This window comes from Lentzea sp. NBRC 102530, from assembly GCF_030269365.1.
Classification (GTDB): Bacteria; Actinomycetota; Actinomycetes; order Mycobacteriales; family Pseudonocardiaceae; genus Lentzea.
The window spans coordinates 149,251-164,390 of the sequence record NZ_BSTF01000010.1 but is presented as its reverse complement, the minus strand read 5'-3'; the positions used below and the strand labels follow the sequence as shown (position 1 = coordinate 164,390).

Genomic DNA, 15,140 nt, shown 5'->3' with positions numbered 1-15,140 from the left:
GGTCAGCACCTCTCTGTGCCGTTCGACAATGTCGAACGGTGTCAGGTTACTACCAGGAGAGGCCCCCGAGCTCCCTGGAAACGCTGCGAGCTGCCTCACGTACGTAGGAGACGAGCTCCAGGCGGGGTGGCCGGTCGGGGGAGTCGCACAGCCGCTCGACGGGCCCGGAGATGCCGATCGCGCCGACGACCACGCCCCGGCGGTCGCGCACGGGGGCGGCGACCGACGCCTCACCCTCGACCAGTTCGTGCAGGTCGTAGGCCCAGTCGCGGTCCTTGACCTCGTGCAGGGCGGACGCGAGCCGGTCTGCGTTCAGCGTGTGCCGGGTGAACGGCTGGAGGTCGTTGTTCGGCCAGTCGTCGCTGAACGCGACGAGGGCCTTGCCCAGGGCCGTCGCGTGCCACGGCAGCAACGCGCCGGAGTCGAGGGTCTGCCGGCTGTTGTCCGGCCGGAACACGTGGTGCACCACGAGCACGTGGTTGCCGTGCAGCACGCCGATGCGCACCGCCTCACGCGCGCGCATCGCCAGCGTGTCCGACCAGTTCAACGCCTTGGCGCGCAGTTCGTTGCCGTCGAGGTAGCTCGTGCCGATCTGGAACAGCGCGGCGCCCAGGCGGTACTTGCCGCCCTCGACCTCCTGCTCGACGAACCCGACCTCCTGCAACGTGCGCAGGATGCCGTGGACCGTCGGTTTCGCGAGGTCGAGGGCTCGGGAGATCTCGCCGACGCTCAGCTGGTGCGCGCCGCCGTGCGCGAGCAGCTTCAGGACCTCCGCCGCTCGCTGGATGGACTGAATGGGTCCGGGCACGCGCCCCACTCTAGCTGCGCACGTTCGACAATGTCGAACAACTGCTGGTTACGGCCGGTAGATGCCCAGGGCGGCGGCACGGGAGCGGAACTTGAAGTGGTTGGCCCGCTCGCGCACCTCGCCGTCCGTCGCGATCGAGATGGGCGGCCCGTGCACCTCGACGTTGAGCGAGGCCAGTTCGAGGTGCGTGTACATGCGCGAGTGCTCCAGGGCGCCGAGCAGGGCGCCGATGAAGAAGCGGGTCCGCGAGTACCGGCGGTCCGCCCGGACGTACCGCACGTCGAGCAGCCCGTCGTCCAGCCGCGGGCGCATGGTCGGCGCGAAGCCCTTCGGCCGGTACGGCCCGTTGCCGACGAAGAGCATCCAGACCAGGTGCTTGTCGCCGTCGATGGTCATCTTCAGCGGCTTGGCCCGTTGCAGGACGCGGAACATCGCGATCGCCGCCGCCGGCCACTTGCCCCAGCGCTTCTCGAGCTTCTCGCGGATGCGCACCATGTCGGGGTAGCCGCCGAGCGAGGCCGTGTTGACGAACCACTGGTCGTTGACCTGCGCCAGGTCGACGCGCACGCCCACGCCGTCCGCGACCGCCTGCGCCGTGTCGTGCAGGCCGGTGATGCCGACGTCGCGGGCGAAGTGGTTGAGCGTGCCGGAGGGGATGAGGACCATCGGCAGGTCGCGTTCGGCGGCCACCGCGGCCACGGCGGCCACCGTGCCGTCCCCACCGGCGACGCCGAGCGCCTTCGCGTCCGGCAGGTCGTCGAGGTCCGCGACCGACACGATCTGCGCCTTCGGCCACTCCTCGGTGATCTGCGGCGTCGGGTCCGGCCCGATGCCGGAGTTCGGGTTGACGACGACGACCAGCCCGTCGCCCTCCTGCAGCGACGTCAGGTCGGCGTGCTCGTAGGCCGACGCGGGCTCGTTCAGGCCGAGCGGCCACCACCGTCGCGTCAGGAACGCCGCGCCGACACCCACGGCCGCACCGGCCGCGACATCGGTCGGCCAATGAACGCCCGTGTGCACGCGTGAATAAGCCACGGCCGCCGCGATCGGGGCCACCACGACGCCTGCTTTGGGTGATTCCAGCGCCACCGCCGTGGCGAAAGCGGCCGCTGACGCGGAGTGACCGGACGGGAATGACGAGGACGTCGGCCGCTTCGACAGCCTGCGCGGCATCGCGAGCAGATCGGCGGCGGGCCGGCGGCGCGGGAAAAGTGACTTCCCGACCAGGTTCGCGCTGGCAGAGGCCCCGGCGATGGCCGCGACACCCCGCAGCGCACCCCGCCGGAACGGGCCTTTCCTGGCCGCCAGAATTGCCGCGATCACGAACCACAGCAGACTGTGGTTGGCGGCTTTCGAAAGCCTCTTCAAACCCCGGTCGAGCCTGCTCGGACGCAGAGCAGCCGAGGAGCTCATGAGCTTCTTGTCGAGAGCGCTGACCCGTTTCCACACCCCTCTGACACTAAACCGCAACCGGCGTGCCGCCCGAACGGATCACCCTGCTGCACCTCCACGTCGCCTACTGTTGAGGGATGCAGCGGCGGATCTTCGGCATTGAGACAGAGTTCGGGGTGACGTGCACCTTCCACGGGCAGCGTCGTCTCTCCCCGGACGAGGTCGCGCGGTACTTGTTCCGCCGGGTCGTCTCCTGGGGTCGTTCCTCGAACGTCTTCCTGCGCAACGGTTCCCGGCTCTACCTCGACGTCGGCTCCCACCCGGAGTACGCCACGGCCGAGTGCGACGACCTGGCCCAGCTCGTCACGCACGACAAGGCGGGTGAGCGGATCCTCGAGGACCTGCTCGTCGACGCCGAGCGCAGGCTCGCCGACGAGGGCATCGGCGGCGACATCTTCCTGTTCAAGAACAACACCGACTCCGCGGGCAACTCGTACGGCTGCCACGAGAACTACCTGGTCGCACGGGCCGGCGAGTTCTCCCGCATCGCCGACGTGCTGCTGCCGTTCCTCGTGACCCGCCAGCTGATCTGCGGCGCGGGCAAGGTCCTGCAGACCCCGCGCGGCGCCGTCTACTGCCTCTCGCAGCGCGCCGAGCACATCTGGGAGGGCGTCTCCTCGGCGACCACCAGGTCCCGCCCGATCATCAACACCCGCGACGAGCCGCACGCCGACGCCGAGCGCTACCGGCGCCTGCACGTCATCGTCGGCGACTCGAACATGTCCGAGGTCACGACCCTGCTGAAGGTCGGCAGCGCCAACCTCGTGCTCGAGATGATCGAGCAGGGCGTCCAGTTCCGCGACTTCTCCCTGGACAACCCGATCCGCGCGATCCGCGAGATCTCGCACGACCTCACCGGCCGCAGGACCGTGCGCCTGGCCGGCGGCAAGGAAGCCTCGGCGCTGGACATCCAGCGCGAGTACTACGAGAAGGCCGTCGAGCACGTCGCCAAGCGCTCGCCCGACCCGATGGCGCAGCGCGTCCTCGAACTGTGGGGCCGCACCCTCGACGCCGTCGAGTCGCAGGACCTGTCGAAGATCGACCGCGAGATCGACTGGGCCATCAAGAACCGCCTGATGAACAGGTACATGGCCAAGCACAACATGGATCTGTCCAACCCGCGCATCGCCCAGCTCGACCTCGCCTACCACGACATCCGGCGTGGACGTGGCGTGTTCGACCTGCTGCAGCGCAAGGGGCAGGTCGAGCGGGTGACCGACGACGGCGAGATCGAGGCCGCGAAGGACACGCCGCCGCAGACCACGCGGGCGAAGCTGCGTGGCGACTTCATCGCCGCGGCGCAGGCGGCCGGGCGGGACTTCACGGTGGACTGGGTGCACCTGAAGCTGAACGACCAGGCGCAGCGGACCGTGCTGTGCAAGGACCCGTTCCGTGCGGTGGACGAGCGCGTCGAGCGCCTCATCTCGTCGCTGTAGCGGCTGACCTTCGAGCGGGCGGGACCTCCGGGTTCCGCCCGCTCGGTCATGTCCGGGCACGGGCCGATCGGGGGTAGGAAGCGATCACCGGCTGGACGAGAGTGACCGCATGAGGATCATCGCGGCGGCGCTCGCCGCCTTCCTGTTGCTGCCGGGGGTCGCGCACGCCGACCCCTACTGGGAGCTCAAGCCGACCGGAACGGACGCGCGACTGAGAGGTCTGTCCGCCGTCAGCGGCCAGGTCGCGTGGACCAGCGGGTCCAAGGGCACCGTCCTGCGCACCATCAACGGCGGCAGGACGTGGGAGTCCGTCGGCCCTCCCGGCACGGAGGCGCTGGAGTTCCGCGACATCGAGGCCTTCGACGCGCGCAACGCGGTGGCGTTGTCGATCGGTGAAGGGGAGTCGTCGCGCATCTACCGCACGGCCGATGGCGGCAAGTCGTGGCAGGAGGAGTTCCGGAACACGGACCCGAAGGCGTTCTACGACTGCGTGGCGTTCTTCGACCGGTTCCGCGGGCTGGCGTTGAGCGATCCCGTCGACGGCAAGTTCCGGGTGTTGAGGACTTGGGACGGTGGGCGGTCGTGGCACGTGAACGACCCCAAGGGCATGCCGGACGCGCAGGCGGGCGAGTTCGCGTTCGCGGCGTCCGGGCAGTGCGTGACCACCAGCGGCAACCACGCGTGGATCGCCACCGGCGGCGGGGCGAAGGCACGGGTGTTGGAGTCGCGCGACGGTGGGCGGTCGTGGCGGGCCAGTGACGTGCCGTTGCCGTCCGGGGAGGCGGCCGGGGTGTTCGCGGTGGCGTTCAAGACGCCGTGGCGCGGGGTCGCGATCGGTGGGGACTACCTGAAGCCGACGGATCCGACGCCGGCGTTCGCCACCAACGACGGGCGTGGGTGGACGGCCGGGGAGCAGGCGCCGGTCGGGTACCGGTCCGGGATCGCCTACCGCGGCAACGGACTCGTCGCGGTCGGGCCGTCGGGGACGGACGTCTCGCAGGACGGCAGGAGCTGGAAGGTCGCGGACACCGGGAGCTTCGACACCGTCGACTGCGCCGGGTTCACCTGCTGGGCGGCGGGAGAGAAGGGGCGGGTCGGCATTCACCGCTGAGTCCGTCCCGCGTGGATTCGCATTGGGCCCGGTTGTGTTCAACCGGGCCCTTGTGCTGTCCGGGACCGCGTTACCGTCCAGGGCAGGCGGTGCCTGCTGGGGCTGGTGAATCGTCGTTTTCAGGCTGTCCTCCGGAGGTGAAGAAACCTGTCCGTGAAAAGGGGGATGGCAGTGAAAAGCAAGGTTGTGGCGTCAATCGTGGCAGTGTTGTCGGTGCTCGTGGCGGCACCTGCACAGGCGGAGGTGCCCTTGGTCGACGTCGTCGGGTACATGAGGAACAACAACGGCAGGTGCCTGGACGTCGAAACGGTCAACGGCGTCTCGGTACCCGGATGATTCATTCCTCCTGCCATTTCGGGAACAGCCAGATGTTCCGGTTCACCAAGGACCCGGTGCGCAACCGGTGGGAGATCAAGCCGGAGACGGCGAACACCTATTGCGTCGACGTCTTCGACAACGTCGGTCCCGATCTGTTCCGGCACCCTTGCCACCTGGGCAACAACCAGGCGTGGGCGCTGGACGGTGACTTCTGGGTGTCGTACCTCAACAACCACGTGCTCGACGCCTCGGGCACCGACACGCGTGCGCTCAACTGGCCGTACAACGGTGCGGCGAACCAGCGCTGGACGATCGTCCCGCAGAACTCGCCGCTCGTGCTTCAGCGCTGATCAGAGGCGGTTGGTAACGCTTGCGGGGTCGGCAGCGAAAGGGGATGTGTCGGCCGCACTTCGCGGGGGTAACCCCCGGTAGGTGAACGATGACTCTCGGAGGCGTTGCAGGGACGCCGAAGAGGTTTTGCCGAGCGTGAGGACCGGTGGTGCAGGGCCACCGGTCCTTCTCGTATCCGCAGTTTCCCCAGTCGCGCCAGAGACCCCACAACCGCCGTGTGTTCTGAACGGACCGTTCACGGCAGGTGGTGATGAGGTTTCGGCGCGCGCACGCGTTAGGGTTTGTCCGTGGCCATCGCACGCGCCGAACGCCTCGTCAACCTGGTGTTGTGCCTGCTGTCGACCCGTCAGTACCTGACAGCGGAGCGCATCCGCGCCATCGTCCCCGGCTATCACGAAGCGCCGACGGACGAGGCGTTCTTCCGCATGTTCGAACGCGACAAGTCCGAACTCAGGGACCTCGGCGTCCCCCTGGAGACCGGACGGCAGTCCAACGCCGAGGGGGCCGAGGACGGGTACCGGATCGCGCGGCGGGACTACGAGCTCGGCGACATCGACCTCGAACCCGACGAGGCCGCCGCGGTGGCGCTGGCGGCACGGCTCTGGGACTCGCCGCAGCTCACGGGTGCCGTGCACGGTGCGTTGATCAAGCTGCGGGCGGCCGGCGTCGACGTCGACCAGGACACGCCCGCCGCCGTCGAACCCAAGGTGCGGGCCAGCGAACCCGCCTTTCCGCCGCTGCTGCAGGCGGTGCAGGCGGGGCAGGCGGTCTCGTTCGGCTACCGCAAGCCGCCGCCCGGTGGGCAGAAGGAACGCACGGTCGAGCCGTGGGGTGTCGTCGCGTGGCGCGGCAAGTGGTACCTCGTCGGCTGGGACCGGGAACGTGAGGACACGCGGTGCTTCCGGCTGTCACGGGTCGTGGGCGCCGTACGGCCCGTGGGCAAGCCCGGCGCGTTCACGGTGCCTGAAGGAACAGACCTGATGAGTCTCATCGCGCGCACGGAGGCTGATCCGCACCACACGGCGCCCGCGCGGATCTGGGTCGCCAAGGACCGGGCGCAGGGTGTGCGCCGGCACGCGAAGGTCGTCGAGGAACGCGACGGTGGCGACGTCGTCGAGATCGACCTGAAGTTCCCCGACTCGGCGGCCAAGTGGCTCGCCGGGTTCGGGCCCGACGTCGTGGTGCTCGAGCCCGAGGTGCTGGCCAAGTCCGTGCGGGACCGCCTGCAGGGCGCACTGGAAGGAGCGCGGTGACCGCGTCGAACGAACGGCTGCCGCGTCTGCTCGCACTCGTGCCGTACCTGCTCAACCGGCCCGCCATCACCGTCAAGGAGGCCGCCGCCGACTTCGGCATCACGCCGAAGCAGTTGCGCAAGGACCTCGAACTGCTGTGGATGTGCGGTCTGCCCGGCTACGGCCCCGGCGACCTCATCGACCTGTCGTTCGAGGGCGAGACGATCACCGTGTCGTTCGACGCGGGCCTGGACCGGCCGTTGCGCCTGACCGCGGCCGAGGCGGCGTCGCTGCTGGTCGCGCTCAGGGCGCTGGCCGACACCCCCGGCGTGGTCGACGCGGACGCGGTGCAGCGGGCGCTCGCGAAGATCGAGGCGGCCGTCGGCAAGGCGCAACCCGCGGGCATGGTGGTCGGGCTCGGAGCGTTCGAACGGGGCGAGACCACCGAGGTCCGGTCCGCCGTGCAGGACGCCGTGAAGCGTGAACGGGCCGTGCGCATCCGTTACTACTCGCAGTCGCACGACGCGATGAGCGACCGTGTGGTCGATCCGATGCGTCTGCTGCTCGTGGAGGGGCGCGGCTACCTCGAAGGATGGTGCCGGTCGGCGCTCGGCGTGCGGTTGTTCCGGCTGGACCGCATCGACGAGGTGGAGGTGCTGGACGAACCGTCCGCGCCGCCGCCGCACGCCCAGTTGACCGATACATCGGAGGGGTTGTTCCAGCCGAGGGACGACCAGAAGATCGCCGTGCTGCTGCTCGAGCCGGACGCCCACTGGGTCGCCGAGTACTACCCGGTTGATCACGCGGCTGAGCTCTCGGACGGCCGCACGCGTGTCCTCATGCGCTACGACGACCCGTCCTGGATGGTCCGCCTGCTCCTCGGGTTGGGCGGTGACGTGCACGTAGAGCAGCCCGCGGAACTGCAGGCCGAGGTGGTGCGCCAGGCGGGCGAGGCATTGCGACGGGCAGATCACCTGCTGTCCACCTAAGACGTATAACGTGTGCTTGTGCCGTCCACACCGACCCTCGCGCTGGTCGTCGTCGCTCTGCTCGTGGTCATCATCGCCGCGATCCGAGTCATCCGATCCTTGCGTCGATTCGCCCGCACCCGCACTCTGGTGGGGGACAGGGTCGGAGATCGCGTCGGTCTGCTCAAGGCGCGGTCCGCGGCGCTGAAGGTGGCCTTCGCACAACGGCGCACCACGGAACAGGCCCGCACCAGGGCGAACCCCGCGTACGATCGTCGTGGCGGGGCAGACAGGAGGATCACCAATGGGTAACCTCGGACCCACCGAGCTGATCATCATCGCTGTGGTGATCATTCTGCTGTTCGGTGCGAAGAAGCTTCCCGACATGGCGCGTTCGCTCGGCAAGTCGGCGAAGATCTTCAAGGCGGAGACCAAGGGCCTGCGCGACCAGGACTCGTCGGACGACGCCCCGGTCCAGCAGCAGCCCGTGCAGCAGCCGGTCCAGCAGCTCCCGCCGGCCCAGCCGCAGCCGCCGGTGCAGCAGGCTCCCCAGGTCGCTCCTCCCATCGAGCAGACCACCCAGAACAAGGCCGCCAACAGCTGACCCTCCGGTCTCTTCTGACTTGTAAGGACGGTCAACGCGGTGGCAAGTCCGTTCCGGTGGTTCGCTGAGCGCCGGGAACGCGGCAAGCGCCGTCGGGGCAACGCCGACGGCACGATGTCGCTCAAAGATCACCTGTACGAGCTGAGGTACCGGCTCGGCATGGCGATGCTGATCGTGGCCATCGGCGCCATCTTCGGCTTCATCTGGTTCGAGGTGCGCCTCGGCCCGATCCCGTCGCTGGGGGACATCCTGACGGGGCCGTACTGCCAGCCCGACCTGGCGCAGTACCGGGCCGAGATCAGCAACAACGGCAAGTGCGCGCTGCTGCAGACCGAACCGTTCGAGATCTTCATGGTCCGGCTGCAGGTCGGCACGGCGGCGGGCGCGGTGCTGCTCAGCCCCGGCTGGCTCTACCAGATCTGGGCGTTCATCACGCCCGGGCTCTACCAGAAGGAACGCAAGTTCGCGCGGCTGTTCGTCAGCGCGGGCGCGCTGCTGTTCGTGGCGGGCGCGGTGCTCGCGTACCTGGTCGTGCCCGAGGGCCTGAAGGTCCTGCTCGGCTTCGGTGGCGACAACTGGGTCACGGCGCTCACCGGCAGCAAGTACATCAACTTCGTCATCACGATGCTGTTCATCTTCGGCGTCAGCTTCCTGATCCCGCTGGTCGTGGTCATGCTGAACCGCGCGGGCGTGCTCTCCTACGAGCGGCTTGCGAAGTGGCGGCGCGGCCTGATGATGGGCCTGTTCGTCTTCGCCGCGATCGCGACGCCGGGCACCGACCCGATCTCGATGGTCGTGCTGGCGCTCGCGCTGGTGCTGCTGTTCGAGATGGCGATCCAGATCGCGCGCGTGCACGACAAGCGCAAGGCCAAGCTGCGCAAGGACGAGGGCTGGGACCAGCTGGACGACGACGAGGCGGCGCCGTTCAACTACGTCGCGTCCGACGCCGAGGGCAACGACCCCGGTGAGAAGGCCATCGCCTCGGAACCCCCGAAGCGCGTGAACTACGACGACGCCACGTGACGCGGGCAGCGTTGCTCGTCTGCCCGGCGTCGGGCAAGGGGCGGGCGGCCCGGATGGCCGGGTCGACCGCCGCGGCGCTGAGGCCGCACGTCGCGGAACTGACGCAGCTGGTCGCGCACGACGCCGAGGGCACCCTGGCGATGGCGCACGAGGCCGTCGCGGACGGGGTCGACCTGCTCGTCGTCCTCGGCGGTGACGGGGCCGCTCACCTGGGCATCCAGGCGGTCGCGGGCACGCGGACGGCGCTGGGCATCGTCCCGGCGGGCACCGGCAACGACCTGGCGGCGGCCATCGGGTCGCGGTCGGTCGAGGACGTCGTGCACGGCACCCGCAAGACCCTCGACCTCGGCCGGTTGTCGACGGGGCAGTGGTTCGCGACGGTGCTGTGCGCCGGGTTCGACTCGGCGGTGAACGAGCGGGCGAACGCGATGCGCTGGCCCGCCGGTCCGCGCCGCTACGACCTCGCGATCCTCGCCGAACTCGCCTCGCTGAGGTCGGCGCCGCTGCGGGTGACGACCGAGGACGACGAGTTCGAGCTCGACGCCACGCTGGTCGCCGTCGGCAACACGCCCAACTACGGCGGCGGCATCCCCGTGTGTCCCGGCGCGGACGCCGGCGACGGGCTGTTCGACGTGACGGTCGTCGAGGGCGGCAGCCGGTCGACGCTGGTGCGGATGCTGCCGACGTTGCGCACAGGCAAGCACACCGAACACCCGGCCGTGAGGACGTTCCGCGCGCGCGAGGTGTCGTTGGCCGGGGACAACGGTTGGATCGCTTACGCCGACGGCGAACGCCAGGAGGCGCTTCCCGTCTCGGTTCGGACGGTTCCTGACGCTCTCACGGTCGTGGGTCGCTAAATTAGACGGCCAGTGACGCGGCCCAGCACGTGGGCGGCGTGTCCGCGCTCAGCAGGGCATGTCGCGGCACCGCCCCACGCCCCCGTACAACCAGTACGAGGGCGTGGGGGCGGCACCCCGACACACCCGTCTGACCACGAACGCACCGGCAACGTGCTGAGCCACGCCACTGGTTCGGTCCGTTTTTCGTTCTTCGGTAGGGATTCATGGAGACGCTGGAGTTTCAGTCCGAGGCGCGTCAGCTGCTGCAGCTGATGATCCACTCGATCTACTCGAACAAGGACACGTTCCTGCGCGAGCTGGTCTCGAACGCCTCCGACGCGCTGGACAAGCTGCGGCTGGAGTCGTTCCGCGACAAGGACATGAACGTCGACGTCGACGACCTGCACGTCGTGATCGAGTCCGACCCCGCCGAGCGCACGCTCACCGTGCGGGACAACGGCATCGGCATGACGCGCGAGGACGTCGTGCGGCTCATCGGCACGATCGCGAAGTCGGGCACGGCCGAGTTCCTCAAGCAGCTCAAGGAACAGCAGTCGGGCAGCACCTCCGACCTGATCGGCCAGTTCGGCATCGGCTTCTACTCGTCGTTCATGGTGGCCGACAAGGTCACCCTCGTGACGAAGCACCCGCACGCCGAGAAGGGCGTGCGCTGGGAGTCGTCCGGCGAGGCCACGTACACGATCGAGGACGTCGACGACGCGCCGCAGGGCACCTCGGTCACGTTGCACCTCAAGCCGTCCGACGACGAGGACCGCCTGCCCGACTACACCGAGCCGGCGAAGATCCGCGAGATCGTCAAGCGCTACTCGGACTTCATCACCTGGCCGGTGCGCCTGGGCGGCGAGGAGATCAACTCCCGCAAGGCGCTGTGGGCGCGCCCGGCCTCCGAGGTGACGGAGGAGGAGTACGCCGAGTTCTACCGGCACATCAGCCACGACTGGAACGCGCCGCTCGAGACCATCCGCATGCAGGCGGAGGGCACGTTCGAGTACCAGGCGCTGCTGTTCCTGCCCTCGCAGGCGCCGATGGACCTGTTCATGCGCGACGGCAAGCGCGGCGTGCAGCTCTACGTGAAGCGCGTCTTCATCATGGACGACTGCGCCGAGCTGATGCCGGAGTACCTGCGGTTCGTGAAGGGTGTCGTCGACGCGGCGGACCTCTCGCTGAACGTCTCGCGCGAGATCCTCCAGCAGGACCGCCAGATCCAGCTGATGCGCCGCCGCCTGGTGAAGAAGGTGCTGTCGTCCATCAAGTCGTTGCAGGGCTCCCGCCCCGACGACTACGCGAAGCTGTGGGGCGAGGTGGGCGCGGCGCTCAAGGAGGGCCTGCTCTCCGACACCGACAACCGCGACGCGATCCTGGAGATCTGCTCGTTCGCCTCGACGAACTCGGAGGAGTCGCTCACGACCCTCGCCGAGTACGTGGGGCGCATGAAGGAAGGCCAGGAGCACATCTACTTCATGACCGGTGACTCGCGCGTCGCCGTCGAGAAGTCGCCGCACATGGAAGCGTTGCGCGCCAAGGGGTACGAGGTCCTCGTTCTCACCGACCCGATCGACGAGATGTGGGTCGACTCGGTGCCGTCGTTCGACGGCAAGTCGCTCCAGTCCGTCGCCAAGGGCCAGGTGGACCTGGAGACGGAGGAGGAGAAGACCGCCAACGAGGCGAAGGCCGCGGAGTTCGGCGACCTGCTCACGTGGCTCGGCGAGCAGCTGGAGGCCGACGTCAAGGAGGTCCGCCTCTCGTCGCGGCTGACGACCTCGCCCGCCTGCGTCGTCGGCGACGCGCACGACATCACCCCCACGCTGGAGAAGATGTACAAGGCGATGGGGCAGGAGCTGCCGAAGATCAAGCGCATCCTCGAGCTCAACCCGGCGCACCCGCTGGTCGAGGGCATGCACAAGGCGTTCGCGGCGGGCGAACGCGACTCGCTGGCCGGCACCGCGGAGCTGGTCCACGGCCTGGCGCTGCTGGCGGAGGGCGGCGAACTGGCCGATCCGTCCCGATTCGTGTCGCTGGTGGCGGACCGGGTGCAGCGCACGTTCTGACATAACCGCAGGCAGAGGGCGATGTCGTGGAGACATCGCCCTCTGTTGTTTCAGTGTCGGTTGAAGTTGAGCTATCTCGACGGCAATTGTCGGGGTGATGTGAAAGCCTGATGGGGTGTCAAGTGCTTCGCGGTCCCCGGCCGAGGCCTACGCCGAATCCCGGCGTCGTGCCGAACGGCCCAAGCTGACCGACTTCCTGTCCGTGATCTCGTTCGAGCTGGACCCGTTCCAGCGCCAGGCCTGCGAGGCCCTGGAGGACGGTCATGGAGTGCTCGTCTGCGCCCCCACCGGTGCCGGCAAGACGGTGGTGGGCGAGTTCGCCGTGCACCTCGCGCTGACCGAGGGCCGCAAGTGCTTCTACACGACGCCGATCAAGGCGTTGAGCAACCAGAAGTTCGCCGACCTCACCGCGCGGTACGGGCCGGAGAACATCGGCCTGCTCACCGGTGACACGAGCGTGAACGGCGGCGCGCCGGTCGTGGTCATGACGACCGAGGTGCTGCGGAACATGCTGTACTCGGGTTCGTCCACTCTGGACGGTCTCGCGTACGTCGTGATGGACGAGGTGCACTACCTCGCCGACCGGTTCCGCGGGCCGGTGTGGGAAGAGGTGATCCTGCACCTGCCCGAGCACGTGCAGGTCGTCGGTCTGTCCGCGACGGTCAGCAACGCCGAGGAGTTCGGCGAGTGGCTGGTCGAGGTGCGCGGCGACACGGCGGTCGTCGTCGACGAGCACCGGCCCGTGCCGCTGTGGCAGCACATGATGGTCGGCAACCAGATGCTCGACCTGTTCGAGGGCGACCAGACGCACGCTCGGATCAACGCGCAGGTGCTGCGCAAGACCGAGGAGCTCACGCGGTACCACGTGCCGTTCAGCCGCGGCCGCAACCGCGGCGGCGGCAGCGGTGGCCGCCCGCCGCGCAACACCGGCTACAAGCCGCCGTCGCGCACCGACATGATCCAGCGGCTCGACAACGCGTCCCTGCTGCCGGCGATCGTGTTCGTGTTCAGCCGCGCGGGCTGTGACGCGGCGGTCGCGCAGACGGCGCGCGCGGGGCTGCGGCTCAACACGCCGGAGGAGTCCGAAGAGGTCCGCCGGATCATCGACGAGAAGACCCGCGACCTGCCCGAGGCCGACCTCATGGTGCTCGGGTACTGGGAGTGGCGGGAGGCGCTGGAGCGGGGCATCGCGTCGCACCACGCCGGGCTGCTGCCCGCGTTCAAGGAGACCGTCGAGGAGCTGTTCGTCCGCGGTCTGGTGAAGGTCGTGTTCGCGACCGAGACGCTCGCGCTCGGCATCAACATGCCCGCGCGGACGGTCGTGCTCGAGAAGCTCGTGAAGTACAACGGCGAGGCGCACGTCGACCTGACGCCCGGTGAGTACACGCAGCTCACGGGCCGTGCGGGCCGGCGAGGCATCGACGTCGAGGGGCACGCGGTCGTCGTGTGGCAGCCGGGCATGGACCCCAAGTCGGTCGGCGGCCTCGCGTCCACCCGCACGTACCCGCTGCGCTCGTCGTTCCGGCCGGGCTACAACATGGCCGTCAACCTCGTGCACCAGCTCGGAGCCGAGTCCGCGCGCGTGATCCTGGAGCAGTCGTTCGCGCAGTTCCAGGCCGACCGCTCGGTCGTCGGGCTCGCGCGCCGCATCGACCGCAACAAGGAGGCGCTCGCGGGCTACTCCGAGTCGATGACGTGCCACCTGGGCGACTTCGCGGAGTACGCGTCGCTGCGCCGCCGCATCGGCGACCGGGAGAAGCAGCTCGCGAAGCAGAACACCAACGCGCGCCGCATCGAGACGGCCAAGTCGCTCGAACGGCTGCGCAAGGGCGACGTGATCGCGGTGCCGTCCGGGCGTCGCAGCGGTCTCGCCGTCGTCATCGACCCCGGCATCGAGCCGCTCGGCGAGGCGCGGCCGCTGGTCGTCACCGAGGACCGCTGGTCCGGCCGGCTCACGTCGGCGGACTTCCCGGCGCCGGTCGAGGTGCTCGGGCACGTCCGGCTGCCCCGGCAGGTCGACGTGCGCTCGCCCAAGTCACGGCGCGACCTCGCGTCCACGATCCGCAACACGGGCATCACCGTGCCGTCCCGGGGCCGCCGGCAGACCACGGCGGACGACGACCCCGAGCTCGCGACGCTGCGCCGGGCCCTGCGCGCGCACCCCTGCCACGGGTGCGACCAGCGCGAGGACCACGCCCGCTGGGGAGAGCGCTACCACCGGTTGCTGGCCGAGACCGAGCAGCTGGAGCGCAAGGTCGCGGCGACGACGCACTCGCTCGCGCGCCAGTTCGACCGCATCCGCGCGTTGCTGCGCGAGCGCGGCTACCTGAGCGAGGCCGAGGAGGTCACCGCCGACGGCAAGCGCCTGACCAGGCTCTACAGCGAGTCGGACCTGCTCGCGGCCGAGTGCATCCGGGGCGGCGTGTGGAAGGGCCTCAAGCCCGAAGAGCTGGCGGCGGTCGTGTCGTCGCTGGTCTACGAGGCGCGCCGGGACGGTCCCGTCGAGGCGCGGCTCCCGCAGGGCCCGGTCGCGGACGCGATGCTCAAGACCGTGCGGCTGTGGGCGGAGATCGAGGACGACGAGCGCCGTCACAAGCTCGAACGCATCACCCGCCAGCCCGACCCCGGCTTCGCGTGGCCGGTGTACCGCTGGGCGCGCGGCGAGTCGCTCGAGAAGGTGCTGAGCGCGGCCGAGGCGGGCGGCAACGAGCTCGGCGCGGGCGACTTCGTGCGCTGGTGCCGGCAGGTGATCGACCTTTTGGACCAGATCCGTGAGGTGGTCGGCCGACAGGACCCGGTCGGCGCGGCCGCGGCCAAGGCCGTCGACGCGCTGCGGCGCGGAGTTGTGGCGATGATGTGACATGAGCCTGACGAAGGTTTTGCGAGTCGGAGTAAAGACTGACCTGCACGGTGTGATTGGATTTCGCCG

General features: G+C 69.3%; 14 protein-coding genes. 12 read left to right on the top strand and 2 right to left on the bottom strand.

The annotated features are described in order from the left end of the window. Positions 1-49 precede the first annotated feature (49 nt). Both QSK25_RS26280 and QSK25_RS26275 read right to left on the bottom strand, forming a co-directional pair. A complete protein-coding gene (locus tag QSK25_RS26280; protein WP_285642096.1) occupies positions 50-808 on the bottom strand; it encodes an IclR family transcriptional regulator in 759 nt (252 codons plus the stop codon). Between the two features lie 48 nt (positions 809-856). Continuing rightward, positions 857-2,221, bottom strand: a complete 1,365-nt coding sequence (locus QSK25_RS26275; RefSeq protein WP_285642404.1) for a bifunctional phosphatase PAP2/diacylglycerol kinase family protein — start codon at positions 2,219-2,221, stop codon at positions 857-859. Positions 2,222-2,337: 116 nt separating this feature from the next. Between QSK25_RS26275 and pafA the strand changes: the two genes are divergently transcribed. The 12 genes from pafA to QSK25_RS26215 all read left to right on the top strand — a co-directional run bounded on the left by pafA (position 2,338) and on the right by QSK25_RS26215 (position 15,071). Continuing rightward, positions 2,338-3,696 (top strand): Pup--protein ligase, encoded by a 1,359-nt coding sequence (gene pafA, locus QSK25_RS26270; protein ID WP_285642094.1) that lies wholly within the window; start codon positions 2,338-2,340, stop codon positions 3,694-3,696. A 109-nt stretch (positions 3,697-3,805) separates the two neighbouring features. Next, positions 3,806-4,807 (top strand): beta propeller repeat protein, encoded by a 1,002-nt coding sequence (locus tag QSK25_RS26265; protein ID WP_285642092.1) that lies wholly within the window; start codon positions 3,806-3,808, stop codon positions 4,805-4,807. 198 nt (positions 4,808-5,005) lie between these two features. Then, entirely contained in the window at positions 5,006-5,143 is a 138-nt protein-coding gene (locus tag QSK25_RS26260; RefSeq protein WP_285642091.1) for a hypothetical protein, read from the top strand. Then, entirely contained in the window at positions 5,140-5,475 is a 336-nt protein-coding gene (locus QSK25_RS26255) for an RICIN domain-containing protein (RefSeq protein WP_352236358.1), read from the top strand. Before QSK25_RS26260 ends, QSK25_RS26255 begins: the two co-directional genes overlap by 4 nt. A gap of 288 nt (positions 5,476-5,763) precedes the next feature. Then, the gene (locus QSK25_RS26250) at positions 5,764-6,729 is read left to right on the top strand and encodes a helix-turn-helix transcriptional regulator (RefSeq protein ID WP_285642089.1); all 966 of its coding nucleotides are present in this window, start codon (positions 5,764-5,766) and stop codon (positions 6,727-6,729) included. Then, positions 6,726-7,697, top strand: a complete 972-nt coding sequence (locus tag QSK25_RS26245) for a helix-turn-helix transcriptional regulator (protein WP_285642087.1) — start codon at positions 6,726-6,728, stop codon at positions 7,695-7,697. Before QSK25_RS26250 ends, QSK25_RS26245 begins: the two co-directional genes overlap by 4 nt. Before the next feature lie 18 nt (positions 7,698-7,715). After that, positions 7,716-7,988 carry a bacteriophage holin gene (locus tag QSK25_RS26240; protein WP_285642085.1) on the top strand — a complete coding sequence of 91 codons (273 nt, stop codon included), beginning with the start codon at positions 7,716-7,718 and terminating at the stop codon, positions 7,986-7,988. Then, on the top strand, positions 7,981-8,280 hold the full coding sequence (gene tatA / locus QSK25_RS26235) for a Sec-independent protein translocase subunit TatA (RefSeq protein WP_285642083.1): 300 nt from the start codon (positions 7,981-7,983) through the stop codon (positions 8,278-8,280). Before QSK25_RS26240 ends, tatA begins: the two co-directional genes overlap by 8 nt. A gap of 114 nt (positions 8,281-8,394) precedes the next feature. Continuing rightward, positions 8,395-9,303, top strand: coding sequence for a twin-arginine translocase subunit TatC (gene tatC, locus QSK25_RS26230; protein WP_285642403.1), 909 nt, complete (start codon positions 8,395-8,397; stop codon positions 9,301-9,303). Then, entirely contained in the window at positions 9,300-10,160 is an 861-nt protein-coding gene (locus tag QSK25_RS26225) for a diacylglycerol/lipid kinase family protein (RefSeq protein WP_285642082.1), read from the top strand. Before tatC ends, QSK25_RS26225 begins: the two co-directional genes overlap by 4 nt. A 206-nt stretch (positions 10,161-10,366) precedes the next feature. Continuing rightward, positions 10,367-12,211 carry a molecular chaperone HtpG gene (gene htpG, locus QSK25_RS26220; protein WP_285642080.1) on the top strand — a complete coding sequence of 615 codons (1,845 nt, stop codon included), beginning with the start codon at positions 10,367-10,369 and terminating at the stop codon, positions 12,209-12,211. Positions 12,212-12,326: 115 nt separating this feature from the next. Continuing rightward, positions 12,327-15,071 (top strand): DEAD/DEAH box helicase, encoded by a 2,745-nt coding sequence (locus tag QSK25_RS26215; RefSeq protein WP_285642079.1) that lies wholly within the window; start codon positions 12,327-12,329, stop codon positions 15,069-15,071. The last annotated feature ends 69 nt before the right edge of the window (positions 15,072-15,140 follow it).